This is a genomic window from Mesorhizobium sp. WSM4833 (genome assembly GCF_055811095.1).
Genome location: NZ_JBVVQG010000001.1, coordinates 66,200 through 92,728, shown reverse-complemented (window position 1 = coordinate 92,728; position 26,529 = coordinate 66,200). Strand labels below are relative to the sequence as shown.

Below are 26,529 nucleotides of genomic sequence, written 5' to 3'. Positions count from 1 at the left end.
CGGTGACCAGCAAAGGCATCGTCATCCGCGAGGCGCATTTCCCGGGCCGCGCGCCGATCGAAGCCTACGGCAATGGCGGATTCCGCTTTGCCGACATGTCGCATCGCGGTTCGCTGCTCTGTCTGCCATCCGGCATCCATGGCTGGGAGCCGGTGGATCCCTTGGCGCTGACGGTGGCGGATTTTGACAGGCTGCTGTCCGAGGCCGACAAGATCGAGATCCTGCTGGTCGGCATGGGCAGGGATCTTCGGCCGTTGCCCGCTGCATTGCGGGCCGCGCTGAAGGCCGCCGGCATTGCATCCGACCCGATGTCGACGGGTGCCGCGGTGCGGACCTACAATGTCCTTCTGGCGGAAGAGCGCGCCGTGGCCGCCGCGCTCATTGCCGTCGATTGATATGCCTCGAAGCGCTGAAATCGTCATGGACGCGGTGCGTGCCGCCGACCATGATCGCTATCTGACCGCGCTCTACGCGCCGGACGGCAAGCGCTACGCGCTGTTTTCGCTCTACGCCTTCAACGCGGAGATATCAGGTATTCGCGATCGCATCCATGAGGCGCTACCGGGCGAGGTGCGGCTGCAATGGTGGCGCGATGTCATTGCCGCCGGCGGCGAGGCCGGCGCCGGCCATCCCACTGCCGAAGCCGTGAACGCTACGATAGCGACATTCGGCCTGCCGAAGCCGGCCTTCGAGAACATGCTCGATGCGCGCATCTTCGACCTCTACGACGACCCGATGCCGTCGCGCACCGATCTGGAAGGCTATTGCGGCGAGACGGCCGCAGCACTCATCCAGCTTGCGGCGATGGTGCTCGACCCCGGCGAGGCGCCGCGCTTTGCCGAACTGGCGGGCAGGGCAGGCTGCGCACAGGCGATGACCGGCCTGCTGCTGCTGTTGCCGCTGCACCGCCAGCGCGGACAATGTTTTGTCCCGGCCGACATTCTGGCGGCAGCGGGATCGTCGCCGGAAGAATTCGTCACCGGCGACGGCGGACCCGGCGCCAAACGCGCGGTGGCGGCGATGATGGCGCTGGCACGGGAACATCTTTCCGCCTTCGAGCAAGGCGCACCGGCTCTCCCGGTCTCGCTGCGCCCGGCATTCCTGCCACTTGCCCTGTCACGCGCCTATCTCGGCAAGATGGAGAATGGCTCGCCGCTCGAAGGCGTGGCGCGGCTGTCGGCCTTGCGCCGGCATTGGCTGCTGCTGCGTCGTGCGAGCAGGGGCTGGCCTGCTCTTTGACGTAAACGTCAATCATGTTAAGACGTCCCCGCGCCAAACTGTTGCCGAAGACAACAGACCGGCTCGGAGGAGATGAATGAGCTTACCCATATTGGTGGCGATCGTTACCTTCGGCATCGCACTGTCGGTTGCGGCGGTGCATTTCACCGGCGGCAGCAAGACGGCGACGCTCAGTGGCACCGATCAGGCAGTGAGCCGATTCGCCGAGGATTTTCCCGACGAGATCGTGGCGGCGGTCCGCCTGACAGCAGATGCCGGGACCGCGTTCCTGGATATCGGGCGAGGGCGCTTCGGGATCGTTCACAGCGTAGGCGACTGCTTCTTGACCCGCATCGTCACGCCTCAAGATGTCACGATTTTGGACGCTGGAGACGGGAATACGGTCTCGCTGCGGCTCGCCGATTTCACCTGGAAGGGCGGCCGCTTCCGCTTTGCCAGCGCAACGGATGCGCAAGGCTTGCTGAAGGCGCTTGAGCCGCAGAGTTTCGGCGGAGAGGCGGCATGATGGACGACTACAATTTTCCGCAGGTCACTCAACTGGCCATCCCGTTCTTCGTTGTCGCGATCCTGATCGAGCTTTGGTTGGTGCGCACCGGCCGTGCCAAGGGTTCGTTCGAAACGCGCGACACATTGACCAGCCTGATGATGGGTACCGGCAATGTCGTTGCCGGGCTGCTGCTTGGCGTCGTGTCCTACTGGGCGTTGCTGTGGCTCTGGCAGTTCCGCGTCTTCAATCTCGGCCTGTCGATCTGGATTTTTCTGGTGGCCTTCCTGCTCGATGATCTGCGCTACTATTTCTATCACCGCATCGCGCACCGGGTGCGCTGGGTTTGGGCCGAACACGTCAACCACCATTCCAGCCAGCACTACAATCTGTCGACAGCGCTGCGGCAGAGCTGGACGGGCCTGTTCACCTTCATGTTCATGCTGCAGGCGCCGCTGGTGCTGCTCGGCTTCCACCCGGCGGTGATTGCCTTCACCTTCGGCTTCAATTTGGTCTGGCAATTCTGGATCCACACCGAGACCATCGGCAAGATGTGGGGCTGGTTCGAGTTCGTCTTCAACACGCCCTCACACCACCGCGTCCACCACGCCACCAATCCGCGCTATCTCGACGCCAACTATGCCGGCACGCTGATCATCTGGGACCGGATGTTCGGCACGTTCGTCGGGGAACTGGAGGAGGACAGGCCGCGCTACGGCATCGTCAGGAATCTCGGCACCTTCAATCCGCTGAAGGTGGCTTTTCACGAGTGGATCGGCATGTTCCGGGATGCCTTTGCGCCGGGTCTTTCGCTCAGCGATCGCCTGAACTATCTGATCAAGCCGCCCGGCTGGAGCCATGACGGCTCGCGCGAAACCTCGGAGAGTTTGAAGGCGGCCTATGTCAGGCGAAATCCGGGTGAGGCGGGAAAGCCGGGATTGCCGATGGCTGGTGTCGAGCCGGCTGAATAATATCGCCTCAGGATGGTTCGTTCGACCCGCCGTCGCGCATCAGCGTCTCATAGTCGCGACCGCCATAGAAGATGTTGACGATGCGGATGACATCGTTCTCGGTCAGGTGGTGATGACGGCGGAATGCTCGGAATGGGACGGGTCGTAATCCCCGAACGATATCGTCGCGCGAGCGACCGCCACGAGGCGCATTGCCGATACTCTGGCAGCGCTCTTCTATCCGATCCACGAAACCGTTGGCGATGTTTTCGCTGCCGCTGCTCTCAAGGATGTAGGCGCCAATTGCTTCAAGATCGGAGATCGCGCTTTCGCTAAGAACGACGGCGGGACGCTGGATCATCGCTCTCCCTCGTCAGTTGCGAAATCCGGCTCTTTACCCGGTCGATCGCCTCATCGAGCGGAACAGCGGGTCTTTTGTCTTCGATCGACGCCTTCACCCGCGCCCTGATGGACGCCATGCGTTCAGCGTGCTCTTCCTCCTCGCGCTGGAAGGCAGGGCGGCGCGGATGACTTCACTGGCCGAACCGAAGGAGCCGTCTTCGACTTTGTCCCGGATCATGGGGTCCAATCAGAACGCGAAGCTGTTTATTCCGCCGCTTCGGCCGTTTCCGGTTGCGCCGGAAGTCCCAGCCAGTGCCGGCAATCGGCGCGTGCGCGCGATGTGATGGCGTGCCGCTTGGCAACGGTCTTGTCCTTGCCGCGCATGCGTTTGCCCTCGGCCTTCGGAGCTTCGATGGGTGGGAACAGGCCGAAATTGACATTCATCGGCTGGAATGAGCGCTTTCCCGGCTCGTCATCGGAGACAATATGACCGCCGGTGATGTGGTTGAGCAGAGCGCCGAAGGCCGTGGTCAGCGGCGGCAGGGACGGAGCAAGGCCGAGCCGCTCCGCTGCGGCGAAGCGGCCGGCGAGCAGGCCGATGGCCGCACTTTCGACATAGCCTTCGCAGCCGGTGATCTGGCCGGCGAAACGCAGGCCGGGCCGCGACTTCAGTTGCAGCGAAGCGTCGAGCAAGGTCGGCGAGTTGATGTAGGTGTTGCGGTGCAGGCCGCCGAGACGGGCGAAATCAGCGTTTTCGAGACCCGGTATGGTGCGGAAGATGCGCACCTGCTCGGCATGCTTCAACTTGGTCTGGAAACCGACCATGTTGTAGAGCGTGCCCAGCGCATTGTCCTGCCGCAACTGGACGACGGCATAGGCCTTTACCGTCGGATTGTGGGCATTGGTCAGCCCCATCGGCTTCATAGGCCCGTAGCGTAGCGTCTCGACACCGCGCTCGGCCATGATTTCGATCGGCAGGCAGCCGTCGAAATAGGGCGTGCCTTCCCATTGCTTGAATTCGGTTTTCTGGCCGTCGACCAGCGCTTGCACGAAGGCAAGGTACTGGTCCTTGTCCATCGGACAATTGATGTAGTCCTTGCCGGTGCCGCCTGGCCCGACCTTGTCGTAGCGCGACTGGAACCAGCAGGTATTCATGTCGATCGTGTCGAAATGGATGATCGGCGCAATGGCGTCGAAGAAGGCGAGCGCATCGGCGCCGGTCGCTTCCGCGATCGACTGGGCAAGCCCGGGGGCGGTCAACGGACCCGTGGCAACGATCGCCTGGTCCCAATCCGTCGGCGGCAGACCTGGCACTTCCTCGCGCTGGATGGTGATCAGCGGGTGTGCTTCGAGTTTTTTCGTCACGGCATCGGCGAATCCGTCGCGATCGACGGCCAGCGCGCCGCCGGCCGGAACCTGGTTGGCGTCGCCGGCGCTCATGATCAACGAGCCGGCCAGCCGCATTTCGGCGTGCAACAGGCCGACCGCGTTGTTGTCGGCGTCGTCGGAGCGGAAGGAATTGGAACAGACGAGCTCGGCCAGGCTATCGGTCTTGTGCGCATCGGTGCCACGAACGGGCCGCATTTCATGCAGGATGACGGGCACGCCGGCTTGCGCTGCCTGCCAGGCGGCTTCGGAACCGGCGAGGCCGCCCCCGATGATGTGGATTGGGTTTTTGCTCATGAGCGCCGGAATAATCGCTTGGTGCGGCGATTGCAATTGCCGTGCGCGGTGCGGGGCAAACAGCTGCTGATGGGAGCGCCTCCTGAAAACAACAACACCCGCCGGGGGAGGAGGTCCGGCGGGTGTCGTTTTTGGGGTCGACCTTCGGGAGGAGGTGAAGGCCGGCCATATTCGTCATCGCCGGGGAGGAGGTCGGCTTTGACGAAATTCCTTTCGCCATTTTTAGAAGGGGCGAAACCTCTGGAGCAAAATTCGTCTTGCCCCTGGGAAACAGCGCCCGCCGCGGGAGGAGGTGCGGCGGGCGCCGTTTTTGTGGCCGACCCTCGGGAGGAGGTGAAGGTCGGGCCGATTCGTCATCGCCGGGGAGGAGGTCGGCTTTGACGAAAACTCTTTCGCTGTTTGAAAAGGAGCGAAACCTTTGGGGCAAAATTCGATTTGCCGGGAAACAACGCCCGCCGCGGGAGGAGGTGCGGCGGGCGCCGTTTTGGTGGTCAACCCTTGGGAGGAGGTAAGGGGTGACCGTATTCGTCAAGATCGGGGAGGAGGTCGACCCTGGCGAAATTCTGTCTAGATCGCCTGGCGGGCGATGATCTTGATTTCGTCGCGGACGATACCGAGATCATGCAGCTGGCGGTTCGAAAGGCGACCCAGCTCGGTAACCGTCTCGCGATAAACGCGCCAGTTACGATAGTTGCGGATCAGGTTCATTGTCGTTCTCTTTTTCAAAACTGGTTCGGACCATTCGCGGTCCGAAGAATTAGACCGCCTTGCGAGCGACGTAAGGAATGTCGCTGCGGCTGATGCCGAGGTCGGTCAGTTCACGGTTGCTCAGGCGGCTCAGCTCGGACACGGTGTCCCTGTAGCGGCGCCAGTTGCGGTAGTTGCGGATCAGGTTCATGGTAGTTCTCGTTTCGTCTTTCTTGCGGATCATTCCGTTTGTGTACGAACTATAAATAGGCGGACCCATATCGATTTAAAAGCGCTATGGCTGCATGGCAGCAATGCAAATTGTGCAATGCAGCATTAACGCGCGTTCACGGACCTGACACAAAGAAACCCGAATCGAAAAATGCCTTAGCGCCAACGGCTTGACCGGATCGGCTGCAAAAAAGACCAAACTGGGGGGAGAAGCAGCATGGCGAGCTATTCGTCGCGGGTCAGGGCGGATATCGCGCGCTGGCAGCAGGCCGGCATGATCGACCCCGCGACGGCCGATTCGCTGGCGCGCGATGTCGAGGCCAACGAGCGCAAGTCGCTGAGCTTCGGCTCGATCCTGGCTATGATGGCCGCCTTGCTGTTCGGCGCCGCCATCCTGATTTTCGTCGCCGCCAATTGGGACGCGATCCCGAGGCTGGCGCGCGTGGGGGCGCTGTTTGCCGTCATCCTTGGCGGCTATGTCGGCGGCGCGGTGCTGAAGGCCCGCGACCATGCGGCAATCGGGGAAGCGCTGTGGATCGTGGCGGCCGCGGCTTTCGGCGGCTCGATCGCGCTGATCGGCCAGATGTATCATCTCTCGGGCGACGAGGCCTCGGCTCTGGTGACCTGGGGCGCCGGCACGGCGCTGGCGGCGGTTGCGCTGCGATCGAACCCGCTGACGGTGGCTTCGGTCGGCATCGCCGATGCCTGGCTGTTCCTCAAAGGCTTCGACTATTACAGCCGCAGCGATTTTCCGCACGGCTTCGTCGTGATGGCGATCGTGCTGTTTGCCGTCTCGTTCTGGACCCGCAGCCAGGCCGCGCGCCACCTGATTATCCTGTCGGTGCTGTTCTATCTCATGCTGCTGGTCACCAACCACGACACGCTGCAGGTGGCGATCCCGCTGGTCGTCGCCTCGGCGCTGCTGTTCGCGGCCTCGGTCTTCGCGCCTGGCCCGGTCGACCGGGTCGTGCAACTCGGCGGCCGCTTGCCCTTGCACGCGCTGCTCGGCTTCCTCACCGGCCTCGCAATGATCCAGTTCGAACTCGCCGACGAGAGCACCTACAACAGCGGTTTTGCCCTCGCTTCGGCGATCGCGCTGGTCGGTGTTGTCGCCGCGATTGTGCTGGCAGGACGGGAGAGCCGTGGGCTACGCTGGCTTGCCTATCTCGGCTTCGCCTTCGAACTCGCCATCATCTATGTCGTGACCCTGCAATCGATGCTCGATACGGCCGGTTTCTTCCTGGCCGCCGCGGTGCTGCTCGGCATCCTCGCGATCGTCATCATCCGCGTGGAAAAACGCATGAAGGGCCCAGACGCCAAGGGAGCCACGGCATGATCACCGGGAAAAGGCTTGTCATCTCGGCGCTGGTGCTGGCGCTCGTCCAGATAGGCTTCCTGAGCTGGATCATCGCCGGCCGGGCGGCGATCCTGCGCAACGGCAAGGAAGTGCTGCTGAAGATCGAACCCGTCGATCCGCGCGACCTTCTGCGCGGCGACTATATTATCCTGGGCTACGAGATTTCGCGCATAGCGGTGAAAATGATCGCCAACATTCCGCCCGACAAATTTTCAAGCGACGATACGTCGATTGTGGTGCGCCTGAAGAAGGGCGCCGACGGCTATTGGCAGCCGACGGCCGCCTGGTTCGGCAAGGCGCCAACGATGGCAACCGCCGACGAGGCCGATATTCTAGGCCACATCGCCGAAGGCTGGGACCTTCGCGGCGAAGAGGCGACCATCGCGCCGGACTATGGCATCGAGCGTTTCTATCTGCCGGAAGGCGAGGGGATGGCGATCCAGAACGACATGCGGGTGCGGCCATTCGGCATCCGTCTTGCGCTCGCCGGCGACGGCACCGCGCAGATCAAGGCGCTGGTCGACGGCGACAAGACGCTGTTCGAGGAACCACTCTACTAGGTCCCTTATTTCCGATGGTGTGAAGCATGCCAGTTAGCCTGTCGACGCGTGACGACATCAACCTTGACACTGTCTTCCGCGTCGCCTGGAAGAAGGACACGGTGGAGATCAGCGAGAAGGCCTTGCAGCGCATCGCCGAATGCCGCGCCTCGTTTCTGAAGCTGATTGAATCCGATCCGCCACCGGTCATCTATGGCGTCACAACCGCCATGGGGGAATTGGCAAGCCGAAAGCTCGAACCTGACGAGCGTGATCGCCATGCGCGCATCAAGGCGTTTGCCGCCGCCACCTCGTTCGGCGATCCCTTGCCGGATCGCGTGGTCAGGGCGATCGCGCTTGCCCGTCTGACAAACTTCATCGAGGGCAACGCCGCCACCACGCCGCGCATCGCGCTAGCCGTGGCCGCGATGCTCGACGGTGAGCCGATGCCTGTCGTGCCGGCCTCCGGCCAGGGCGGCGCCGGTGAGATCCTGGCGCTCTATCCCTTGTTTGCAGAACTTTCGACGCGCTTCGACCTCGAGGTCAAGGAACGCGGCTCGCTCATCAACGGCTCGCCCTGCGCCGCCGCTTTGGTGGCCGACGCAGCGCTCGCGGGGCGCCGCCGCATCCGCATGGCGCAAAAAGTGTTCGCGCTGTCGATCGAAGCGTTTCGCGCGCCGCTCGAGCACTATGACGCGGCGCTGGACACGCTCTGGGGCGATGAGCATGAAACGGCTGCCCTGCAGGGATTGCGGGAGTTTCTGGTTGGCGCCGGCGATGGGCGACGCAACTATCAGGCGCCGGTCAGCTACCGCATCGTGCCGCGCGTCCTCGGCCAGGCGCATCGTGCGCTGGCGACGGCCGAGCGGGCGGCCAATGTGTCGCTGGCCTCGGTATCGGACAATCCCGTCTACATCCCGCCCGACGATGCACATCGGCTCGGCCGCTGCATCTCGACTGGCGGCTATCACAATGCGATGGCAACGCCGGCGCTGGACGATCTGGCGGCGATATGGGCCGACATCTGCCTGCTCTGCGACCGCCACGCCTCGAAGCTTCTGAACGGCAAGGTGTCGCTGCTGCCGGATCTGCTGATGACCGGACGTAACTCAGCCGACAGCGATGGCCATGGCAATGTCGGCTATGTGCCGATGGCGATCACCGGCTATCTCGAGCAGGCCAAGCTGGCCGCACAGCGCACCTTCATTCCGGGCACGGAATCGGCTGGCGCGGGGCAGGACGACGTCGCCACGACGGCGTTCTTCGCATGGACCAAGGAAGCGACCGCCGGCCGCTGCGTCGATGCCGCCATGGCGATGCTGGCAATGATCGCCTCGCAGGCGCTGCACGTCACCGAACGGACGCCGCCGCCGACACTGCGTTCCTTCGTCGATCAAATCAGAGCTATCGTGCCGCCTGTCGGCGCCGATCGCGTGCTGGGGCCGGAGCTTGCCAGGTTGGCGGAATGGTTCACTGAGAAAGTGTTCGAGGCGTAGAGATGCCGACAAGCTGTAGCCGGTGAAATTGGTGCGCCTGAACGAACCTGCCGAGCTTCAGGTGGCCTGCCACCCGAAGCTCGAAGAGCGAAGGGTGGTGCGGACGACGGGAATCGAACCCGTACGATCAGAGATCGAGGGATTTTAAGTCCCTTGCGTCTACCAATTCCGCCACGTCCGCAGGCCAGCCCTTTTCAGACGCCAGACACAGGCCGTCAAGTCGTGTTGTTGAGCGTTCGCCGAACGTGCAAACAGACCGGGCGGCTTGATGATACTGGCGCGATCACGGAATTATCGGCGCGGCGGGTAGTGGTAGGATGCCTGTGTGGTGGATTTGATCCGCCAAGGCCGGCGCCTCTCAGGCCCAACCCATTCCCCCCGCCCACTGGGAGCGTCGGCCACCCTTCCATGAAGAGAGCCCCTCAAGTGGTCGCCTGGGCCGGCAGCGTCGCGATTGTGGGCCTGGTCAGAACTTGTAGCTCAAATTGATCCCGACCGTATTCAGCTTCACGTTCTGATCGCGATCGTTAAAGGGTTCTGCCACCTCGTAGTGCTCGGAGCCGAAGTCATAGTAGCGATACTGCGCGCCGACGACGAACTTGTCGGTCAGCGCGTAGTCGACGCCGGCACCCACGGTCCAGCCGACATTCGTGCGCGTGCTGTCGAACGCCGGACCCGCGACTTGCGATGTTTCGATGCCGGCAAAGGCGACGCCGCCAATGCCGTAGACCAGCAGGCGGTCCATGGCGTAACCCGCCTTGGCGTTGACCGACCCGAACCACTTGATGTCGGTGCCGAATGTGCTTCCCAGCGCCGATACCGTCGTGCCGCCGACCGAGGAATAGTTGAGGTCCGCCTCGGCGCCGAGCACCGCCTGGTCGAATTGCCACAGGCCGGCGACGTGGCCGCCGACAAAACCGCCGTCAATGTCGGGCGCGATGGAAAATGGCGCACCTTCTGTCACCGATACATCGGATTGGCCCCAGCCATAGCCGGCCTGCAGACCAGCGTAATAGCCCGTCCAGTCGAATCCGGGCGCGGTCATCGGCACGTCGACCGCCGGGTCGGCTGCAAAAGCCGGCACGGCCAGAACGGCAAGGAAACCGGCACTAGCGACCATCAATCGACGCATCGAACTCCCCGAAATGACGGTTCAGAAAGATCCTCGTCAGAAGGATAACCGCATTCGCCGCAATCGCAATCCCCCTGTCGCCGTACAGAATCCTCTATTTGGCATCGATGAAGTCCAGCACAGCCTGGCTATATTCATCCGGCGCTTGCAGCATGGCGAAATGACTGGCGTTGGGCAGGACGATCAGCTTCGCACCTGGGATGGCGGAGGCGATATAGTCGGTGTGTTCGCGCTTGATCGCCTCATCGTGGTCGCCGGCAACGATCGCCGTCGGCGTGGTTATCTGGGCAAGCTGTTCCTTGCTCCACGCCGGCTCGCTCTCCCACATGTGGCTCATCTGCGCCACGAAGGCGTCATACTGGTCCGGTGTTTTCGACATCTTCTTGTAGTCGCGGCCGGAGCGGTCGATGTAGGCGGCAAAGGTCTTGTTGGTCATCACGCCCGGATCAAGGCCGTCGGTGGTTACGTTGGCGGCTTGCGCGAACAGCCTTGTCAGCCGCTCCGGATGATGCAGTGCGATGTCGATACCGATGATGCCGCCATCGCTCCAGCCGACAAGCGCGGTCTTGTCGATCTTCAGGTGGTCGAGCAGCGCCAGATAGTCCGATGCCATCAAGTCGTAGCCATAGGGCTGCTCGGTGCGGGTGGAGCGGCCGTGGCCACGGCTGTCGGCGACGATTACCTTGTGCGTCTTGGAAAGCGTGGCCACCTGGCTGGCCCAGATGTCGCCGTGGCCGAGGCCGCCGTGGATGAGCAGCACCGGATCGCCCGCGCCGAAAACGGCGTAGTACATCTGGATGCCGTTCACCGGCGCGTATCCGCTCTGATCGGGTTTGGGCATGGCCGCTGGTTCCGGCAAGGTCTGCCAACGCTCCTCGGCCACGGCAGAAGTGGTCGACGCTGCGAACAAGATAACGATGGCGAACGCTTTCCAAAAACGGGTCATGTCTTCCCTCATATGGTTCGGTTCGCGGTCAGCATCGCCTTCCAGCCGGATTAGTCAACAAGCTCGCCCTGACGCGGTGTGTCGGACCGACGGCTCTGGCGGCGCCCGCCGACATTTGCGAGACTGGCGGCAACCGAGGAATCGCCAATGACGAAAGCAACGCCCGCAAAACCCAGACCGTGGACCGAGATGGCGACACATCTGGTCGATGTCGCCGTGGGGCGCAAACCCGCTGACCTGGTCGTGCGCAACGGCCGCTGGGTGAACGTTCATTCGGGCGAGATCATCGCCGGCACCGACATCGCCATTGCCGGCGGGCGCTTTGCCTATTGCGGGCCCAATGCCAGCCATGCAATCGGCCAGGGCACCAAGGTGGTCGATGCCGGCGGGCGTTATCTGGTGCCCGGCCTCTGCGACGCGCATATGCATGTCGAGAGCGGCATGGTGACGGTGACCGAGTTCTGCCGGGCCGTCATTCCGCACGGCACTACCTCGATGTTCATCGACCCGCATGAAATCGCCAATGTTCTGGGTCTGCCCGGCGTGCGGCTGATGCATGACGAAGCGGTCGCCATGCCCATCAACGTGCATGTGCAGATGCCGTCCTGCGTGCCTTCGGCGCCGGGGCTGGAACATGCCGGCGCCGAGCTGACGGTCGCCGATGTCGCGGAAGCGATGACCTGGGAGAACATTATCGGCCTGGGCGAAGTGATGAACTTTCCCGGCGTCGTCGCCAATGATCCGGTGATGTCGGGCGAGATCGCGGCGACGGTTCATGCAGGCAAAACGGTCGGCGGGCATTATGCCTCGCGCGATCTCGGCCTGCCGTTCCATGGCTACGTCGCCGGCGGCCCCGAGGACGACCATGAGGGCACGCGCGCCGAGGACGCCATCGCCCGCGTGCGCCAGGGCATGAAGGCGATGCTGCGGCTGGGCTCGGCCTGGTACGACGTTGCCTCGCAGATCAAGGCGGTGACGGAGGGCGGAATCGACCCGCGCAACTTCATCCTGTGCACCGACGACAGCCATTCCGGCACGCTGGTCCAGGAAGGCCATATGGACCGCGTGGTGCGCCACGCCATCCAACAGGGATTGAAACCGGTGACGGCGATCCAGATGGCGACGCTCAATACCGCCCAGCATTTCAAACTGGAGCGCGAGATCGGCTCGATCGCGCCGGGCCGGCTGGCCGACCTGCTGATCGTCTCGGATCTCGCCGCAATGACCATCGACGAGGTCTATGCACGCGGCGTCAGGGTGGCCAAGGGCGGCAAGCTCGAAATCGACATTCCGGCCTATGATTACCCCCGGACGGCGAAGAACACCGTCAAGCTCGGCAAGAAGTTGAAGGGCGACGACTTCGATATCGCCGCCCCCAAGGGCGCCAACGAGGTTCGGGTGCGTGTCATCGGCGTCATCGAGAACCAGGCGCCGACGCGCGCGCTGGAGGCCGATCTGCCGGTCGAGGACGGGCTGGTCGCCATGGACCGCCGCAACGACATCTGCCAGATCGCGCTGGTCGAGCGTCACAGGGGCACGGGCGGCGTCACCAACGCCTTCGTTTCGGGCTTCGGCTATATGGGCGACTGCGCCATGGCGTCCAGCGTGGCGCATGACGCCCACCACATCATCTGCGTCGGCACCAACAAGCAGGACATGGCGCTGGCGGTAAACCGTCTGGGCGCGGTCGGTGGCGGCGTCGTGCTGTTCTCCAAGGGCAAGGAACTGGCGCTGGTCGAAATGCCGATCGCAGGCCTGATGTCGGACGAACGGGCGGAAATCGTCGCGGCCAAGGCCGAGAAGCTCACCGAGGCGATGCGCAAGATGGGCTGTTCGCTGAACAACGCCTACATGCAGCACTCGCTGCTGGCGCTGGTCGTCATTCCGGAGCTCAGGATCTCCGATGTCGGCCTGATCGATGTGACGACATTCCAGAAGGTCGATCTGTTCGTCTAGGATTGTTGATATTCAGGCCATGCCGGCCTGCAAGTAGCGATTTTCTGCGCTTCCGGTGCTCACGTACTTAAGTACGCTCCGCTCCGGTTCTCGAAAACCACCACTTTCGGCTCGGCCTGACCCGAATCTCAACAATCCTAGGGCCAATGCCGCCCGCTGGCTCACCCGCCGGTGGCGATGGTCAGCACCTTGAACGGCGTGGTGATGACGATCTCTGCGACCGAGCCGACGGCCTTGCCGAGGCCCTGGCCGAGATTGTTGAGCTGTGTCGGGTCGGGTTCGTCCGAGGCGAGGCCCGCCGGCGCCCGCAGCCGGTCGCCGAGCAGTTGCACCAGCATCGGGTTGTCGGCGAATTTGGCGTGGTTGAGGCGGTCGCCGCCCTTGGCCTGGGAAAGATCGACCACCGACACGCCATAGCTGGCGAGGTCTGCAGCGTTGCCGTAGTCGCCGACGCGCGGCTTGTCGCCCGAGATCAGGGACGAGAGCTTGAGAGCCCGGTCATCCGCAGAGAGCAGGATGGCGAACGGCTTGTCGGGTTTGCCGTAGCGGATCATCTGCTTCTTGAAGACGTCGACATCGATGTCGGGCGAGGCCAGGATGACATAGCCGAGCTTGCCGCCGAGATCCCGGTCGCCGGTGATGGCAAGCTGGCGCAGCGCCTCCATGGTCACCCAGGTTCCCATCGAATGGGCGATGATGTCGATGCTCTTGACCTTGGTCTTGGCCAGCATCCGGAGCGTCGCCTCGAGGTCGTCGCGCGCTGCGTTGGCGCTTTCCTTGTCGTAGATATAACCCGTGGTCTTGCCGCTCGAAGCCCAGGAGAACAGCACCGGGGTGCCGGGATATTTGGTGTCGTGGGCGATCTGCGTCAGCCGGTAGATGCCGTCGTCAAAACCGTTGTTGAAGCCGTGCACGAAAACCAGCGCACGGTCGCCGCGCATGGAAATGTCGGCGCCGACCGCTTTGGCGAACTGGGGCGCGCCCTCATAGAAAGTGACGTCCTTGGCGGTAAAATCCTTGGCAGGATTGCTGTTTGCCGATCCCTTGGCCCGCTCGATGGCGCCGACCTGATGGCTTTTGGGAACGGTGACGTCGACACGGGCAAAGCTGGTGGTCAGCGAGCGATCGCCGTCGTAAACCTGTCGCGGCTCTTTTGTTGCCCTCTGGCGGGTGGTGGCGACGAAGATTTCATGCGTGGCCGCGATGTCGGATGCGGGCACCGAGACCGTCGTCCTGTTGAGCAGGTCGTGCGTTTTCCCGCCAGCGCAGCCGGTGACAGCGAGCGCCAATGCAACGACGAGGTAGCTCTTCGAACGCACGGTCACACGCAGGCTCCCGCAAAAGGGGACGTCAAACGCGTGACGTCGCTGGCTATTCCGATAAGGCCAGAGACCGGCGCGGTCCAGTTCAAAGTGAATCCATACGTCCGCGATGCCGGGCAGGCATGGCCGCGAGACCGCACCTATTGGCCAAGCAGGCTGATGCGGTCGGTGACATCACGGTCGCTGGCAAAGCCGTCATCCTCGCGCAGCCGCTGGCCGATCATCTTCACCAGCGCCGGATTGTCGGCGAATTTCGTATGGTTGAAGCTGTCCGATCCCTTGACCTTGGAGAGGTCGACGACCGTCACGCCGTAGGAGGCAAGATCGGCGGCATCCTTGTAGTCGCCGACGCGCGGCCGCGAACCGGCGATCAGGCCGGAGAGCCTGAGCGCCCGATCGTCGTCGGACAACAGCAGGATGAACGGCTTGTCGGGCTTGCCATAGCGCCGCATCTGGCTCTTGAACACGTCGACATCGATGTCGGGCGAGGCCAGCACCACGTCGCCGAGCTTACCGCCGAGATCGCGATCGCCGGTGATGGCCATCTGGCGCAGCGTTTCCATGGTGACCCAGGTTCCGAGCGAATGCGCGACGATGTCGATGCGCCGCGCGCCGGACTGCTCCAGCATCCTGAGCGTCACTTCCAGTTGGTCGCGGGCAGCGCTGGCGCTTTCCTTGTCATAGACATAGTCCGTGGTCCTGGCGCCGGATGCCCAGGAAAACAGCACGGGCGTGCCGGGATAGCCGGAATCATGGACGATCTGGGTCAGGCGATAGACGGCGGCATCGAAGCCGGTGTTGTAGCCATGCACGAAGACCATGACGCGGCCGCCGCGCGCCGCGATGTCGGCGTTGAGCGCGCTGGAGAATTTCGGCTGCGTGTCGTAGCCGACGACCTCGGAGGCCATGAAATATTTGGCCGGGTCGTCCGACTTGCCGCGCGAGCGGCGCTCGATCTGGCCGGTCTTGTGAAGCCCCGGAACGGTGACGTTGACGCGGGCATAGTTCAGCGTCGCCGACCGTTCGCCGTCGAAAACCTTGTTGGGATCGTCGGATTTCTTGCGCGTCGTGGCGATGAAGATCGAGTGGTTGCCGGCGATCTCCGTCACCGGCGCGGACACCATGGCGCTGCCAAGCAATTCCTGTGTTTGCTGGCCGGCGCAGCCGGCGACGAACAAGGCCAGGACAACGGTAAAAATCTTCTTCAAAGGCACGCCTGAATTTCCAACTCCGGCCGAAAGGCCTGTCTATCCTCACGATACCTCCCGGACAGGCAGAGTGCGGCAGAACTAAGTCCTGTCGAGTCGAAATGTGATCGGCGCCCCGCTGCGGCCATCGCAGTGTTGCGCGAAAGCCAAAATGGCGGGAAACGGCTGCGTGATGTGCGCAATGAGCGGCGTCGCCGCCGGCCCTCCAATCCCCGCAGAGATAGCGATTTCATACCGCCCGATGCGAGGGGGCATGAGAATGCACCCGCAAGTAGCTGAAAATATTTCGCAAAATTTCCGCCCGGAAGGACGTAAATGATGGACGATGGCGCTGCGGAGCCGGATATGTGATAGGCGGGCTCGCGCCGCACCTGGTCATGGCGCTCAACAACCGAACGTTCGCGACCCGATTAATGATAGAGATCCGCGGACAGCATGCAACGCAAGGTGATTTTCCCCAGGGGTGGTTTCCGATGAACAGTTTCTCTTCCCGCGTTGCTGCCGCTGCCGCCGCGATCCGCCAGATCTTCCCTGAAACGCCGCTACAGGAAAACGACTATCTGTCGAAAAAGACCGGTGCGCGGGTGCTGTTGAAGCGCGAGGATCTGTCGCCGGTCCGCTCCTACAAGATCCGCGGCGCCTTCAATTTCTTCCGCAAGACGCTCGCTGCGGGCAACGAGGCCGAACTGTTCGTCTGCGCGTCCGCCGGCAACCACGCGCAGGGCTTTGCTTTCGTCTGCCGCCATTTCGGCAGGCGAGGCGTCGTGTTCATGCCGGTGACGACGCCGCAGCAGAAGATCGACAAGACCAGGCTGTTCGGCGGCGATTTCATCGAGATCAGACTGGTCGGCGATTTCTTCGACGATTGCTATCGCGCTGCCCTGGAATTCACCGACAGTTCCGGCGCCCATATGGTGCCGCCCTTCGATCACAAGGACATCATCGAGGGCCAGGCAACCGTCGCCTACGAGATCGCGGACCAGATGCCGGGCGCCCGCATGCCCGATATCGTCATGCTGCCGGTCGGCGGTGGCGGACTTGCCGCGGGCGTCACCCACTATTTCGCCGATCAGGGCAGGGAAGCACGCTTCGTCTTCTGCGAACCGGCAGGCGCGCCGAGCCTGCGCGAGAGCCTCGCGGCGGGGAAACGGCTCAAGCTCGCCAAGGTCGACAATTTCGTCGATGGCGCCGCGGTGGCCGAGATCGGCCGCGAGCCGTTGCGTCATCTCAAGGATTTTCCGGCCGACACGGTGCGGCTGATCCCGGAAAACAGGCTCTGCGCCACCATGATCGAGATGCTCAACGTCGAAGGCGTCGTGCTGGAGCCGGCTGGCGCGTTGGCGATCGATGCGCTCAAGGATTTCTCCAAGAAGGAGATCAGGGGCAAGACCATCGTCGCCGTGGTTTCGGGCGGCAATTTCGATTTCGAGCGGCTTCCGGACGTCAAGGAACGGGCGTTGCGCTTCGAGGGTTTGAAGAAATACTTCATCATCCGTTTTCCGCAGCGGCCGGGCGCGCTGCGCGATTTCCTCGAACTGCTCGGACCCGACGACGACATCGCCCGTTTCGAATATCTGAAGAAATCGGCGCGCAATTTTGGTTCGGTGCTGATCGGCATCGAAACCAGGGACCGTCGCAATTTCGATCGGCTCAAGGCGAAGTTCGAGGCCGAGGGCGTTCAGTATCAGGACATCACCGACAACGAGACACTGGCCGGGTTCATCATATGAGCGATCGGATGATTGATCCGGGAAAAATCTTCGTCGCGCTGTTTTCCGGCATCAATGTCGGCGGCAACCGCATCGTCAAGATGGCGGAGCTGCGGTCGTTCTTCGAGGGCCTCGGCTTTTCCGACGTCGCCACCTACGTGCAGAGCGGCAATGCCGTGTTCCGGGCGAAGAAAGGCGACGCGGCGGCACTGGCGAAACTGCTCGAAGCAGCCTTCGAGACGAAATGGGGGTTCCATTCGCGCATCATGGTGCGCGATCTCTCCTGGTTCGAGAAGCTGGTGCGCGAAAATCCCTATCCGGAAATTGCCGCGGACCACACGAAGCTGCACGCCTATGTGCTGGAACGCGAGCCGACCGCCGATGAGGTGGCGCGGCTGACCGAAAAGTGCACCGGCCCCGAACGCTTCGAGATCAAGGGCGATGTGCTCTACCTCAGCGCACCGAATGGGCTGGGCAAATCGGTGTTTGCCGGGCTGATCCCGCGCACGCTGAAAGTGCCGGGTACCGCGCGCAATTGGCGCTCGGTGCAGGCGCTGCTGGAGATGGCCGCACACGCCGGTGAGAAGTAGTTGGCCGGCTAGGCGGGAGTTGGCTTCCAGTCGAAAGTCAGTTCTTCGCGGAAAGCAAAGCGCTTGATGTGATCGGCGACAACGCTTTCCAGGCGCTCGATCGATCCTGCTTCTTCAGTCGACACCGTGATATGCAGCGCTGCGGCATCGGCAGCCATGACGGTACGGCCCATTGAGAGATCGATGGTGCCATGGGTGGGATCGAACTCGACCGGGAATTTGTGTGCCCAGTGCTTGCACAACTGCTGCAAGTAGCGGCTGGCATGTTCGGTGGCGACGTCGGCATGGCTGGTCGGCATGAATTCTCCTGGGCAAGCGCCCTTTTGCATGGCTGGGCGCCGGCCCAAGCCTGGCGCCTCAGCCAGACAGATAGGCGCCGCCCCTGAAAAACCAAACGGTAGCGGGGCCGTCAGCCTGGCATTGTCCGCTCAAGACAGCGTGATCGGCTACCAGCTTCCGGTGTTCGCCATCGAAGCCCAAGGCTCGGCCTTGGCCTTGGCCGGGCCTTTCTGCAAAAGCTCGATCGAGATGCCGTCCGGCGACTTGACGAAAGCCATGTTGCCGTCGCGCGGCGGCCGGTTGATGGTGACGCCATTGTCCATCAGATGCTGGCAGGTGGCGTAGATGTCGTCGACCTCATAAGCGAGGTGGCCGAAATTGCGCCCGCCCTTGTAGTCTTCGGGATCCCAATTGTAGGTCAGTTCGACCAGCGGTGCCTTTTCATTGATGCCGCTCTCCTCGTCTTCCGGTGCGGCGAGGAAGATCAGCGTGAAGCGGCCCTGCTCGTTTTCGTAGCGGCGCACTTCCTTGAGGCCGAGCTTATTGCAGTAGAAGTCGAGCGAGGCATCGACGTCGGCGACGCGGATCATGGTGTGCAGATAGCGCATGTGATTTCCTCGATAAATTGCGTTGCGGCGCAACATAGGGTCGGCCCTGTCAAAGGGCAATCGTGCGGCGGTGCGCAATGCCGGCAAAGAACAAATCCGGTATTGCCCCAATGAACCGTGAAAAAAGGCACGGCAGGTCTTGCACACACCGGAAGCCGCAGTGTTAATCTGTTGGCAAGAATCAGTTGCGGTGTTCTTGAAAAGAGGGGGCATTCTTATGGGGGAAAAGGCCTCTTTCATGGGGCGGGACGGAACCCTTGGCGACGCCTTGCAGCGTGACGAAGGCGGCGACGCTTCTGATCTGCTCGAAGTAGCCGGCGCCATCAAGTGGTTCGATGTGGCCAAGGGTTATGGTTTCATCCTCCCGGATGACGGCATCTCGGGCGACATCCTCCTTCATGTGACATGTCTTCGAAGAGACGGCTTTCAGACGGCGCTGGAAGGCGCACGCGTGGTCTGCCTCGTCAAGCATGGCGAGCGCGGATTGCAGGCCTTCCGTGTGCTCTCCATGGATGTCACCACCGCGGTCCATCCGGCCGAGATGCAGGAGCAGCGCACCCATGTCGCTGTGACGCCGGAGAGCGGTCTCGAACGCGCCTTGGTAAAATGGTTCAACCGCACCAAGGGGTTTGGTTTTCTCACCCGCGGCGAGGGTACCGAGGACATCTTCGTCCATATGGAGACCTTGCGCCGTTACGGTATCACCGAGCTTCGGCCCGGACAGGTCGTGCTGGTTCGTTTCGGGCGCGGCGACAAAGGCCTTATGGCCGCCGAAATTCACCCCGATATGGGGACCTTGCCGGTCTCGCACTAGGGCGTTTCCGGCCGAGGATCTCGAATGGCTTACAGGAACTGGCTGACCGCGGGCGCGATGTGCGCGATTGCCTTCGTCGCCGCCGCCGGTGGTTACTTCTATTCCGAAAAGCCAACCTCGGCGGACAGCCGGGCAATGATCCTTCCGGCCGATCCAGCGCCATTGGTCGTGGTGACGAAAGGCGGTGATCGCTCTTTCTCCATCGAAGTCGCCGACACCGCCGCGGAGCGCGAGGCTGGCTTGATGTATCGCCAGGATATGGCGGACAACCACGGCATGCTGTTTGTCTTCGAGGTCCCGCAGCAGGTTGGCTTCTGGATGCACAACACCCCGATGCCGCTTGATCTGATTTTTGTCGGCCAGGATGGCAAGATCCGGGCGGTCAAGCACGGCGAGCCGCAATCAGACGCCGTCATTTCGCCTGGTGTACCGGTGCGTTTCGTGCTTGAGCTCAAGGCAGGCACTGCCGCCAGGAACGGCATCGAGTATGGCGACCTTTTGCGCCATCCGGCGGTGGGCACGGTGTCCGGCCCCGGCATGCCACCAGCCGACAATGGCGATGCACCCAATGGCGGTGGCGGTTGAGCACACAGGCGGGATCGCAGATGCAGTCTTTCACCCATGACGGCTTCGACCTTGCTTTCCTCGAGCGCCAGCCGGAATCGGGCGAGGGCGATCCGGTGCTGATGATCCACGGCTTCGCTTCGAGCCACTATGTCAACTGGGTGTCGCCCGGCTGGTTCAAGACGCTGAACGATGCCGGTTACCGCGCCATCGCCTTTGACAATCGCGGCCACGGCGCGTCGTCCAAGAGCTATGATGAGGCGGACTATACGCCGGTCAAGATGGCCTCCGATGCCACTGCCTTGCTCGACCATCTCGGCATCGAGCGCGCCCACGTCATGGGTTATTCGATGGGCGCGCGCATCGCGGCGTTCATGGCGCTGTCCGATCCGGACAAGGTGGCGACGCTGGTCTTCGGCGGCCTCGGCATCGGCATGATCGACGGTGTCGGCGATTGGGATCCGATTGCCGACGCGCTGCTTGCCGAAGATCCGGCCGCGACCAGCCATCCGCGCGGCCGGTCGTTTCGCGCCTTCGCCGACCAGACCCGCAGCGATCGCCGTGCCTTGGCGGCTTGCATCGCCAAATCGCGCGAATTGCTGAGCGAGCAGGATGTTGCCCGCATCGCCCAGCCGACGCTGGTCGCCGTCGGAACCACCGACGACATAGGCGGCTCGCCCGATGAGCTTGCAGCGTTGATGCCGAACGCCAGCGCTTTTCATATCGAGGGCCGGGACCATATGCTGGCCGTCGGGGACAAGACCTTCAAGCAGCGCGTGCTGGAGTTCTATGCCGAAAATCCGCTCTGAGCGGAGGGCCAGGGCAGCGAGAAGCAGTGCCGTAGTCGGGGACGAGGCTGCTTGGCATCGTGATAGGCGCCTATCCTGATTGTCCTTAGCCGTTTGCAAGGGCCGCCAGCGATCGCGCGATGTTTTCCCGGGCCTGCGGTTCGAAGCGCTGGCGAAACTCTTGCGTGTGGAAGATATGCGGGCGGGCGAGGAAACTCTTCAAGACCGCACTGCGTCCGGCTCGCCACATCGGCTCCTCCACCCAGTGGTACTCGCGCCGCACGGCGCGCTCATAGGCGTCGAAGGCGTCCGGTGCGGCACCCAGGATCGACAGGTCCATATCCAAGAAAAGACTTGCGTCTCGTGTGGCCGTCGCGTCGTCGAACGGCGGGACCTGGTGCGTGGCGGTGGCGACGATCATTGCCGAGATGCGGTCGAGACGTGAAGGATCTGCGCGGCCCGCCAGCTTTTTTTCGGCAAGGGCGGCACTTTGCGCCTCATTGTCCTTGGCCTTGCTGTCATAGACGGCATCGTGGAACCAGATCGCCGCTTCGATCGCCTCGGGATCGGCCAGCAACCTTCGATAGTCGCCAGCCAGCGCCAGCATCGCCTCGATATGGGCAAGGTTGTGGTAGTGGCGGCCCTGTGCCCGGTAGAGCCCTGAGAGCTCGCTTTTCAGCGCGTCGTCGATCAAGGGTTCGTTTTCCATGGCTGCTTGAATTCCCGCGAACCAAATCCATTTGACAAAGCACTAAGGAAAATTGAGTTCAATCGTGCTATGATCTGGCTTATATGTGCGGCCAGGCAACAGGCAAGCACAACAGGCAGGCCAGGCGGGACGCAGGACGAGACGGCGATGAACAGCATCAGCATTTCCCGACACAGCGCATTGAAGCCGGTCGATCCGATCTGGCGTTCGATCCGGGACGAGGCCATGGAGGCTGTCAACCGCGACCCGCTGCTCGCTGCATTTCTCTATTCGACCATCCTCAACCAGGACAGCCTGGAAGAGGCAGTCATTCATCGGCTGGCCGAGCGGCTGGCGCACCAGGACATCGGCTCCGATCTCATCCGCCAGACCTTCAAGTCCATGCTGGCCGACGACAAGGAGTGGCCGACGACGGTACGTGTCGACATCCAGGCCTATTACGATCGCGATCCTGCCTGCGACCGCTTCATCATGCCGGTGCTCTATTTCAAGGGGTTCCACGCCATCCAGACGCATCGGCTGGCGCATTGGCTGTGGAACCAGGGGCGCAAGGATTTCGCGCTCTATCTGCAGAGCCGCTCGTCCTCGGTCTTCCAGACCGACATCAACCCGGCCGCCCGCATCGGCAAGGGCATCTTCATCGACCACGCAACCGGCCTCGTGGTCGGCGAGACCGCGGTCATCGAGGACGATGTTTCGATCCTGCATGGCGTGACGCTGGGCGGCACCGGCAAGGCCGGCGGCGACCGCCACCCCAAGATCCGCTACGGCGTGCTGATCGGCGCCGGCGCCAAGATCCTCGGCAACATCGAAATCGGCCATTGCTCGAAGATCGCGGCAGGCTCGGTGGTGCTGTCGCCCGTACCGCACAACAAGACGGTTGCCGGCGTGCCGGCCCGCGTCGTCGGCGAGACCGGCTGCGATCAGCCGTCGCGCCAGATGGACCAGCTTTTGCCGTCGCAGACGATGGATCAGGTCGTCAGTTTCGACATCTGATTGTCATATGTCCGCTGCCTGAGGCCGTGGGCAGACATGGGCGATTGTTCTCGCCCAAGGTCTTTTGAGATTCAGGTCAGGCCGAGCCGAAAATGGTGGGTTCCGAGAACCGGAGCGGAGCGTACGTTTGGGTACGTGAGCACAGTTCTACCGCGACGCGGTAGAACGGGGAAGCGCAGGAAACCGCCATTTGCAGGCCGGCCTCACGTGAATATCAACAGACCTTAATCAGGCCGCTTGCCTTTACATCGCCATTGTCGACGTGCCAGAAGCGCGTTCGAACGAGCAAGCCCGATGATCGGAGAAGACTGTTGAAGCCGGACGAAATCAGAAAGCTGGACGCCTATTTCAAGCGCGTCTTCCAAAACCCCAAGCTTGAGGTCAAGGCGCGGCCGCGCAAGGACGATTCGGCCGAGGTCTATGTCGGCGACGAATTCCTCGGCATCGTCTTCAAGGACGAGGACGACGGCGACTACAATTTTTCGATGGCGATTCTCGACATCGATCTGGCCTGAGCCAGAAAATCTTGCGGTCGGCCGGCTTCATGCGGCCGGCCAGCCGGTTCCCTTGAAGCGTTCTTAACGTCCCGCCTTCAGAACGCGCCCGGCTTCGGTGGCGATTGCCGCATCGAGCGCCTGCCAATCGCCCAGAAACTCCTTTGGGAAGCGATAGGTGAGGCTGAGTTCGTCGCCGACCTGGATGTCGCGCTCGCAAGGCGCCAGCGATTGGTCGGCACCCGGCCCGCTCAGGCAACGGGCCACGAACGGCTCCTTGCCGGGGCGATTGCCGACAACCAGCACCTCGTTCAGATAGCCTGATTTCTCGTTGAAACCATAAATCATCGTGCCGCCAGGCCCGGCAGTGCCGGGTCGGGTGATCAGCGCGCTGTAGATCGGCGCGAAGCGGCCGCTCATGTCACGCGACATCATCTGCTGTTCGAAGGACAGGAAGACGATGCTTTTGGCTGTTCCCGTATGGTTGAAATCATCCCGCGCGGCCTCGCTGTAGCCGTCCATCTGAGGATAGCGCAGATAGAGGTCGAGCCGCGAGGCGATGCCGTCGCGCCGGGCCTGGGCGAAACGGATGGCATTGGCCGGGACCGTGATGACATTGTTGCCGATCACCACCTGGTGGGCTGTTGCGTCGTCGGTGTATCCGGCCATGGCGATCGAATGGCCGAACCATTTGCCGGCAAGGCTGATCGCCACCGACAACAGGGCGAGCACCGCGAACCCGTAGAGCACCCGCTTCATCAGCCTGGAATCGACCACGGTGAGTTCGTTGGCGAGCGCTGCCTGCTTCATCTCAGTCCTCGGATCTCGGGCCGCCCGTCCGCCTCCAGTGTCCCCGGGCGGCACACATCGCACGGCATGGCTCTTGCAGCCTGCATGGAACGACTGTGCAATTTCATGGTAAACGGAAAGTTAAGATGGGACCGCTGGAACTCACACTCTTTGCTTTTGCCGTCGGGTTGACGGCCTGCGGGCTGGCCGGATCGGCCATGGAACTGGTGTCGGGCCGCAAGGTCGCCTTCACCGAACCCTATGTGTCGCCGTCACATGTCTTGCGCTCGCTGCTCGCCACGGCCTGTGCGGGACCGTTCATGCTGGTCAACGACGCCATCGATGCCCGGCGTCAGCGCCGCATTTCAACGTTGGCGCTGATGTCCTGCGGCTGCACGGCAATTGCGTGGACCTTGGCGCTGGGCGTCGTCGTGCTTGCCATTGCCTCATGGTCGGTCCGTCTCCTAGGGTCCGAGCTGCCAGCTTGAGACGATTCGGAGACCAGAAATGCCGCTTTATGCGATCGATGGAACAGAGCCCAGCTTCGCCGATGCGGACTCGAACTGGATCGCACCCGATGCGACGCTGATCGGCGACGTCAGGGTCGGACGCGATGCCGGCTTCTGGTTCGGCGCCGTCATCCGCGGCGACAATGAGCCCATCGTCATCGGTGCCGACACCAACGTGCAGGAACATACGGTCATGCACACCGATCCCGGTTTTCCGCTGACGATCGGCGAAGGCTGCACGATCGGCCACCGCGCCGTGCTGCATGGCTGCACGATCGGCGACAACAGCCTGATCGGCATGGGCGCCATCGTGCTGAACGGCGCGAAAATCGGCAGGAATTGCCTGGTCGGCGCCGGCGCGCTGGTTACCGAGGGCAAGGAATTCCCGGACAATTCGCTGATCGTCGGCTCGCCCGCCAAGGCGATCAGGGTGCTGGACGACGCGGCCGTGGCAAGGTTGCGCGACTCGGCGGCGCATTATGTCGCCAACGGCAAGCGCTTCAAGGCGGGGTTGAAGAAGGTTTGAGGCTAGCCTGGCATTTGCTGGTTTCTTAGCGCCTCAACTCACTGTCCGTCAGTTGCGCCCAGCCATCGCATCGCGCAGCAAGGAAGCACCGGCTTCAAAGCCGGCAATCTCGGCTTCCTTGATCGCGGTCCTGTAGTCATCGATGCGGGTTTCGAGCGCCGGGTCGGCGCCCGCCGCCAAAAGCAGGCGGATCGCATCGACACTGCGGATGGCCACCGAATAGTGCAGCGGAGTCCAGTCGTTGACGCCCCGCATGTTGGGGTCGGCGCCAGCTTCGATCAGCACCCGCACGATGTCCAGCCTATTGGCGCGATCGGTGGACAGCGCCGCAATGATGGACGGAAACCCGCCATGATCCTGATAATTCGGATCCGAGCCCGCCTCCAGCAAGATCGAGATGAAGCTGACGGGGCTCCAATAGATCGCATATTCCAGCGGATGCCCAAGGCCGAACTCAAACGGCATGCGCTCGTCGAACCATCGGGAAGAGCCGCCCAAGGCTAGACCGAGGCCGTCGAAGTCGCCGGCCTTGAAGGCATCGTCGATCGCCTTGAAGAGGCGATGACGCTCGCATCGATCTTCCGGGATTTCCAACATCGCCGTGTTCCAGAAGGCGAAAACCAACGGCCTATATTGCCCCGATCCCCTGCGCGTGGAAAGGCGGTCGTCCGATGCGTCCAGTAGGTCGACGATGCGCATACCATTTCACGGATTGCTGATATAAGTCATCGCTGAATAATAATCTGCATCGCGGAGGTAGCTTTCCGGCATGCCATTCCAGCTCAGTGAGCAAACGCAGCAAATTCTTTCGCTAATTTGCATTCTGTTAGCTGGCGTCTTCATTGGTATGGCCTTGGAACGTCTCCTATCGAGGAAACGGAGGCAGGCATGGAGGGAGAGCAATAGCAGGCGCTGGGCGAGAGAGCGCAGAGGGGGCGACATTCTTAGCGGCCTATGGGTTGCCCCGAAGCCTGTTTCCGCGCCACCGAAACCGACTGATCCTGCTGACCAGTTGCGGATCGTCATGGGTGCGAGCTTCACTATTCAACCGCTCCTCAACAGGAGTGAAGTGCGCGTCTTCAAGGAACTTGATCGCATGGTGATCAGCTGCAATCCGGGATGGCAGGTGATGGCCCAAGTGTCACTGGGCGAAATTTTGCGCAGCGCGAACGCTGACGCCTACAGCTGCATCAACTCGAAACGAGTGGACCTTCTTCTTGTGGACGAGACTTGTCTGCCTCGACATGCGCTCGAATACCAAGGCCATGCGCATCACCAAGGCACAGCAGCAGCACGTGATGCGGTCAAAAAGGAAGCGCTGCGACGTGCTGGCATCAGTTACCATGAGATCGTCGGCGGTCACACGACACCTTCGGAACTCAGGCGACTGGTTGAGAGGCTGGTGGACAAGCCCACCGCACCGCAATAGCTGACCTTTTGCAACGCAGATTTCTCGGAACCTGATTGGTTTTCGAACGGCCATAGCCAGAAATGGCGGAGCCGGCCCGGGGGCGGGGGCCGGGCCAGTGACCCCCGCGGGGGGGGCCGGGGGGGGGGGGGGGCGCGCCGGGGTGGCGCGGGG

The 26,529-nt window shown here is 62.5% G+C and carries 32 protein-coding genes and 1 tRNA gene; 18 read left to right on the top strand and 15 right to left on the bottom strand.

Going from position 1 to position 26,529, the window contains the following annotated elements:
• The first annotated feature begins 2 nt into the window (after positions 1-2).
• The 4 genes from AC0L2D_RS00505 to AC0L2D_RS00490 all read left to right on the top strand — a co-directional run bounded on the left by AC0L2D_RS00505 (position 3) and on the right by AC0L2D_RS00490 (position 2,694).
• On the top strand, positions 3-395 hold the full coding sequence (locus AC0L2D_RS00505) for an Mth938-like domain-containing protein (protein WP_027160422.1): 393 nt from the start codon (positions 3-5) through the stop codon (positions 393-395).
• 1 nt (position 396) lies between these two features.
• Positions 397-1,239: a phytoene/squalene synthase family protein gene (locus tag AC0L2D_RS00500; protein ID WP_164753889.1), complete on the top strand. Its 843-nt coding sequence runs from the start codon at positions 397-399 to the stop codon at positions 1,237-1,239.
• Positions 1,240-1,333: 94 nt separating this feature from the next.
• The gene (locus tag AC0L2D_RS00495) at positions 1,334-1,744 is read left to right on the top strand and encodes a hypothetical protein (protein WP_337123853.1); all 411 of its coding nucleotides are present in this window, start codon (positions 1,334-1,336) and stop codon (positions 1,742-1,744) included.
• Positions 1,741-2,694, top strand: a complete 954-nt coding sequence (locus AC0L2D_RS00490) for a sterol desaturase family protein (protein WP_337121933.1) — start codon at positions 1,741-1,743, stop codon at positions 2,692-2,694. Before AC0L2D_RS00495 ends, AC0L2D_RS00490 begins: the two co-directional genes overlap by 4 nt.
• A 7-nt stretch (positions 2,695-2,701) precedes the next feature.
• Here the strand turns inward: AC0L2D_RS00490 and AC0L2D_RS00485 are convergent, their stop codons facing one another.
• The 5 genes from AC0L2D_RS00485 to AC0L2D_RS00465 all read right to left on the bottom strand — a co-directional run bounded on the left by AC0L2D_RS00485 (position 2,702) and on the right by AC0L2D_RS00465 (position 5,596).
• Positions 2,702-3,034 carry a type II toxin-antitoxin system RelE/ParE family toxin gene (locus tag AC0L2D_RS00485; RefSeq protein ID WP_127368530.1) on the bottom strand — a complete coding sequence of 111 codons (333 nt, stop codon included), beginning with the start codon at positions 3,032-3,034 and terminating at the stop codon, positions 2,702-2,704.
• A 93-nt stretch (positions 3,035-3,127) separates the two neighbouring features.
• Positions 3,128-3,253, bottom strand: a complete 126-nt coding sequence (locus AC0L2D_RS00480) for a type II toxin-antitoxin system ParD family antitoxin (protein WP_224675324.1) — start codon at positions 3,251-3,253, stop codon at positions 3,128-3,130.
• Between the two features lie 26 nt (positions 3,254-3,279).
• The gene (trmFO, locus tag AC0L2D_RS00475; protein ID WP_473540095.1) at positions 3,280-4,698 is read right to left on the bottom strand and encodes a methylenetetrahydrofolate--tRNA-(uracil(54)-C(5))-methyltransferase (FADH(2)-oxidizing) TrmFO; all 1,419 of its coding nucleotides are present in this window, start codon (positions 4,696-4,698) and stop codon (positions 3,280-3,282) included.
• Between the two features lie 567 nt (positions 4,699-5,265).
• On the bottom strand, positions 5,266-5,406 hold the full coding sequence (locus tag AC0L2D_RS00470) for a DUF1127 domain-containing protein (RefSeq protein ID WP_013531314.1): 141 nt from the start codon (positions 5,404-5,406) through the stop codon (positions 5,266-5,268).
• A gap of 49 nt (positions 5,407-5,455) precedes the next feature.
• Positions 5,456-5,596 carry a DUF1127 domain-containing protein gene (locus tag AC0L2D_RS00465; protein ID WP_013531315.1) on the bottom strand — a complete coding sequence of 47 codons (141 nt, stop codon included), beginning with the start codon at positions 5,594-5,596 and terminating at the stop codon, positions 5,456-5,458.
• Positions 5,597-5,833: 237 nt separating this feature from the next.
• Between AC0L2D_RS00465 and AC0L2D_RS00460 the strand changes: the two genes are divergently transcribed.
• The 3 genes from AC0L2D_RS00460 to AC0L2D_RS00450 are packed head-to-tail and all read left to right on the top strand — an operon-like array spanning position 5,834 to position 9,008.
• Complete coding sequence (locus AC0L2D_RS00460; RefSeq protein ID WP_473540094.1) at positions 5,834-6,952, top strand: DUF2157 domain-containing protein; 1,119 nt, start codon at positions 5,834-5,836, stop codon at positions 6,950-6,952.
• Positions 6,949-7,533, top strand: a complete 585-nt coding sequence (locus AC0L2D_RS00455) for a GDYXXLXY domain-containing protein (protein WP_473540093.1) — start codon at positions 6,949-6,951, stop codon at positions 7,531-7,533. The genes AC0L2D_RS00460 and AC0L2D_RS00455 overlap by 4 nt, the downstream gene beginning before the upstream one ends.
• A 26-nt stretch (positions 7,534-7,559) precedes the next feature.
• The gene (locus AC0L2D_RS00450) at positions 7,560-9,008 is read left to right on the top strand and encodes an aromatic amino acid lyase (RefSeq protein WP_473540092.1); all 1,449 of its coding nucleotides are present in this window, start codon (positions 7,560-7,562) and stop codon (positions 9,006-9,008) included.
• 95 nt (positions 9,009-9,103) lie between these two features.
• On the opposite strand, the gene AC0L2D_RS00445 is transcribed toward AC0L2D_RS00450, so the two are convergent.
• The 3 genes from AC0L2D_RS00445 to AC0L2D_RS00435 all read right to left on the bottom strand — a co-directional run bounded on the left by AC0L2D_RS00445 (position 9,104) and on the right by AC0L2D_RS00435 (position 11,086).
• Positions 9,104-9,189: transfer RNA gene (locus AC0L2D_RS00445), tRNA-Leu, on the bottom strand.
• 285 nt (positions 9,190-9,474) lie between these two features.
• Entirely contained in the window at positions 9,475-10,140 is a 666-nt protein-coding gene (locus AC0L2D_RS00440; RefSeq protein WP_027160415.1) for an outer membrane protein, read from the bottom strand.
• A 94-nt stretch (positions 10,141-10,234) separates the two neighbouring features.
• Entirely contained in the window at positions 10,235-11,086 is an 852-nt protein-coding gene (locus tag AC0L2D_RS00435; RefSeq protein WP_127369395.1) for an alpha/beta fold hydrolase, read from the bottom strand.
• A 147-nt stretch (positions 11,087-11,233) separates the two neighbouring features.
• On the opposite strand from AC0L2D_RS00435, the gene ade reads away from it, so the two are divergent.
• A complete protein-coding gene (ade, locus tag AC0L2D_RS00430; RefSeq protein ID WP_024503864.1) occupies positions 11,234-13,042 on the top strand; it encodes an adenine deaminase in 1,809 nt (602 codons plus the stop codon).
• Between the two features lie 161 nt (positions 13,043-13,203).
• Here ade and AC0L2D_RS00425 read toward each other — a convergent pair whose 3' ends face one another.
• Both AC0L2D_RS00425 and AC0L2D_RS00420 read right to left on the bottom strand, forming a co-directional pair.
• Positions 13,204-14,367 carry an alpha/beta hydrolase gene (locus AC0L2D_RS00425; RefSeq protein ID WP_024503865.1) on the bottom strand — a complete coding sequence of 388 codons (1,164 nt, stop codon included), beginning with the start codon at positions 14,365-14,367 and terminating at the stop codon, positions 13,204-13,206.
• Between the two features lie 137 nt (positions 14,368-14,504).
• Complete coding sequence (locus tag AC0L2D_RS00420) at positions 14,505-15,578, bottom strand: alpha/beta hydrolase (RefSeq protein WP_473540091.1); 1,074 nt, start codon at positions 15,576-15,578, stop codon at positions 14,505-14,507.
• A 467-nt stretch (positions 15,579-16,045) separates the two neighbouring features.
• Here AC0L2D_RS00420 and ilvA point away from each other — a divergent pair, with 467 nt between their 5' ends.
• Positions 16,046-17,302, top strand: a complete 1,257-nt coding sequence (gene ilvA, locus AC0L2D_RS00415; RefSeq protein ID WP_013531325.1) for a threonine ammonia-lyase IlvA — start codon at positions 16,046-16,048, stop codon at positions 17,300-17,302.
• 8 nt (positions 17,303-17,310) lie between these two features.
• Positions 17,311-17,871 (top strand): DUF1697 domain-containing protein, encoded by a 561-nt coding sequence (locus AC0L2D_RS00410; protein ID WP_473540325.1) that lies wholly within the window; start codon positions 17,311-17,313, stop codon positions 17,869-17,871.
• A gap of 8 nt (positions 17,872-17,879) precedes the next feature.
• Here the strand turns inward: AC0L2D_RS00410 and AC0L2D_RS00405 are convergent, their stop codons facing one another.
• Both AC0L2D_RS00405 and gloA read right to left on the bottom strand, forming a co-directional pair.
• On the bottom strand, positions 17,880-18,170 hold the full coding sequence (locus AC0L2D_RS00405) for a DUF2218 domain-containing protein (protein ID WP_473540090.1): 291 nt from the start codon (positions 18,168-18,170) through the stop codon (positions 17,880-17,882).
• A 147-nt stretch (positions 18,171-18,317) separates the two neighbouring features.
• On the bottom strand, positions 18,318-18,758 hold the full coding sequence (gene gloA, locus AC0L2D_RS00400; RefSeq protein WP_063172309.1) for a lactoylglutathione lyase: 441 nt from the start codon (positions 18,756-18,758) through the stop codon (positions 18,318-18,320).
• Between the two features lie 217 nt (positions 18,759-18,975).
• Between gloA and AC0L2D_RS00395 the strand changes: the two genes are divergently transcribed.
• The 3 genes from AC0L2D_RS00395 to AC0L2D_RS00385 are packed head-to-tail and all read left to right on the top strand — an operon-like array spanning position 18,976 to position 20,945.
• Positions 18,976-19,572 carry a cold-shock protein gene (locus tag AC0L2D_RS00395; protein WP_063168103.1) on the top strand — a complete coding sequence of 199 codons (597 nt, stop codon included), beginning with the start codon at positions 18,976-18,978 and terminating at the stop codon, positions 19,570-19,572.
• A gap of 24 nt (positions 19,573-19,596) precedes the next feature.
• Positions 19,597-20,157 carry a DUF192 domain-containing protein gene (locus AC0L2D_RS00390; protein WP_473540089.1) on the top strand — a complete coding sequence of 187 codons (561 nt, stop codon included), beginning with the start codon at positions 19,597-19,599 and terminating at the stop codon, positions 20,155-20,157.
• Positions 20,158-20,177: 20 nt separating this feature from the next.
• Positions 20,178-20,945: an alpha/beta fold hydrolase gene (locus AC0L2D_RS00385; protein WP_064993643.1), complete on the top strand. Its 768-nt coding sequence runs from the start codon at positions 20,178-20,180 to the stop codon at positions 20,943-20,945.
• An 85-nt stretch (positions 20,946-21,030) separates the two neighbouring features.
• Here the strand turns inward: AC0L2D_RS00385 and AC0L2D_RS00380 are convergent, their stop codons facing one another.
• On the bottom strand, positions 21,031-21,633 hold the full coding sequence (locus AC0L2D_RS00380) for an HD domain-containing protein (protein WP_473540088.1): 603 nt from the start codon (positions 21,631-21,633) through the stop codon (positions 21,031-21,033).
• Positions 21,634-21,780: 147 nt separating this feature from the next.
• On the opposite strand from AC0L2D_RS00380, the gene cysE reads away from it, so the two are divergent.
• Together cysE and AC0L2D_RS00370 are read left to right on the top strand one after the other, a co-directional pair.
• On the top strand, positions 21,781-22,629 hold the full coding sequence (gene cysE / locus AC0L2D_RS00375; protein ID WP_013531333.1) for a serine O-acetyltransferase: 849 nt from the start codon (positions 21,781-21,783) through the stop codon (positions 22,627-22,629).
• 311 nt (positions 22,630-22,940) lie between these two features.
• On the top strand, positions 22,941-23,144 hold the full coding sequence (locus AC0L2D_RS00370) for a DUF3126 family protein (RefSeq protein ID WP_013531334.1): 204 nt from the start codon (positions 22,941-22,943) through the stop codon (positions 23,142-23,144).
• 63 nt (positions 23,145-23,207) lie between these two features.
• Here AC0L2D_RS00370 and AC0L2D_RS00365 read toward each other — a convergent pair whose 3' ends face one another.
• Positions 23,208-23,933: a hypothetical protein gene (locus tag AC0L2D_RS00365; RefSeq protein ID WP_473540087.1), complete on the bottom strand. Its 726-nt coding sequence runs from the start codon at positions 23,931-23,933 to the stop codon at positions 23,208-23,210.
• Positions 23,934-24,058: 125 nt separating this feature from the next.
• Between AC0L2D_RS00365 and AC0L2D_RS00360 the strand changes: the two genes are divergently transcribed.
• Both AC0L2D_RS00360 and AC0L2D_RS00355 read left to right on the top strand, forming a co-directional pair.
• A complete protein-coding gene (locus tag AC0L2D_RS00360) occupies positions 24,059-24,400 on the top strand; it encodes a DUF6949 family protein (protein ID WP_063168099.1) in 342 nt (113 codons plus the stop codon).
• Positions 24,401-24,419: 19 nt separating this feature from the next.
• Positions 24,420-24,947, top strand: a complete 528-nt coding sequence (locus AC0L2D_RS00355; protein ID WP_473540086.1) for a gamma carbonic anhydrase family protein — start codon at positions 24,420-24,422, stop codon at positions 24,945-24,947.
• Positions 24,948-24,995: 48 nt separating this feature from the next.
• On the opposite strand, the gene AC0L2D_RS00350 is transcribed toward AC0L2D_RS00355, so the two are convergent.
• Positions 24,996-25,544 carry an ankyrin repeat domain-containing protein gene (locus AC0L2D_RS00350; RefSeq protein WP_473540085.1) on the bottom strand — a complete coding sequence of 183 codons (549 nt, stop codon included), beginning with the start codon at positions 25,542-25,544 and terminating at the stop codon, positions 24,996-24,998.
• A gap of 172 nt (positions 25,545-25,716) precedes the next feature.
• Here AC0L2D_RS00350 and AC0L2D_RS00345 point away from each other — a divergent pair, with 172 nt between their 5' ends.
• The gene (locus AC0L2D_RS00345) at positions 25,717-26,376 is read left to right on the top strand and encodes a DUF2726 domain-containing protein (RefSeq protein WP_027160404.1); all 660 of its coding nucleotides are present in this window, start codon (positions 25,717-25,719) and stop codon (positions 26,374-26,376) included.
• Positions 26,377-26,529: the final 153 nt, after the last annotated feature.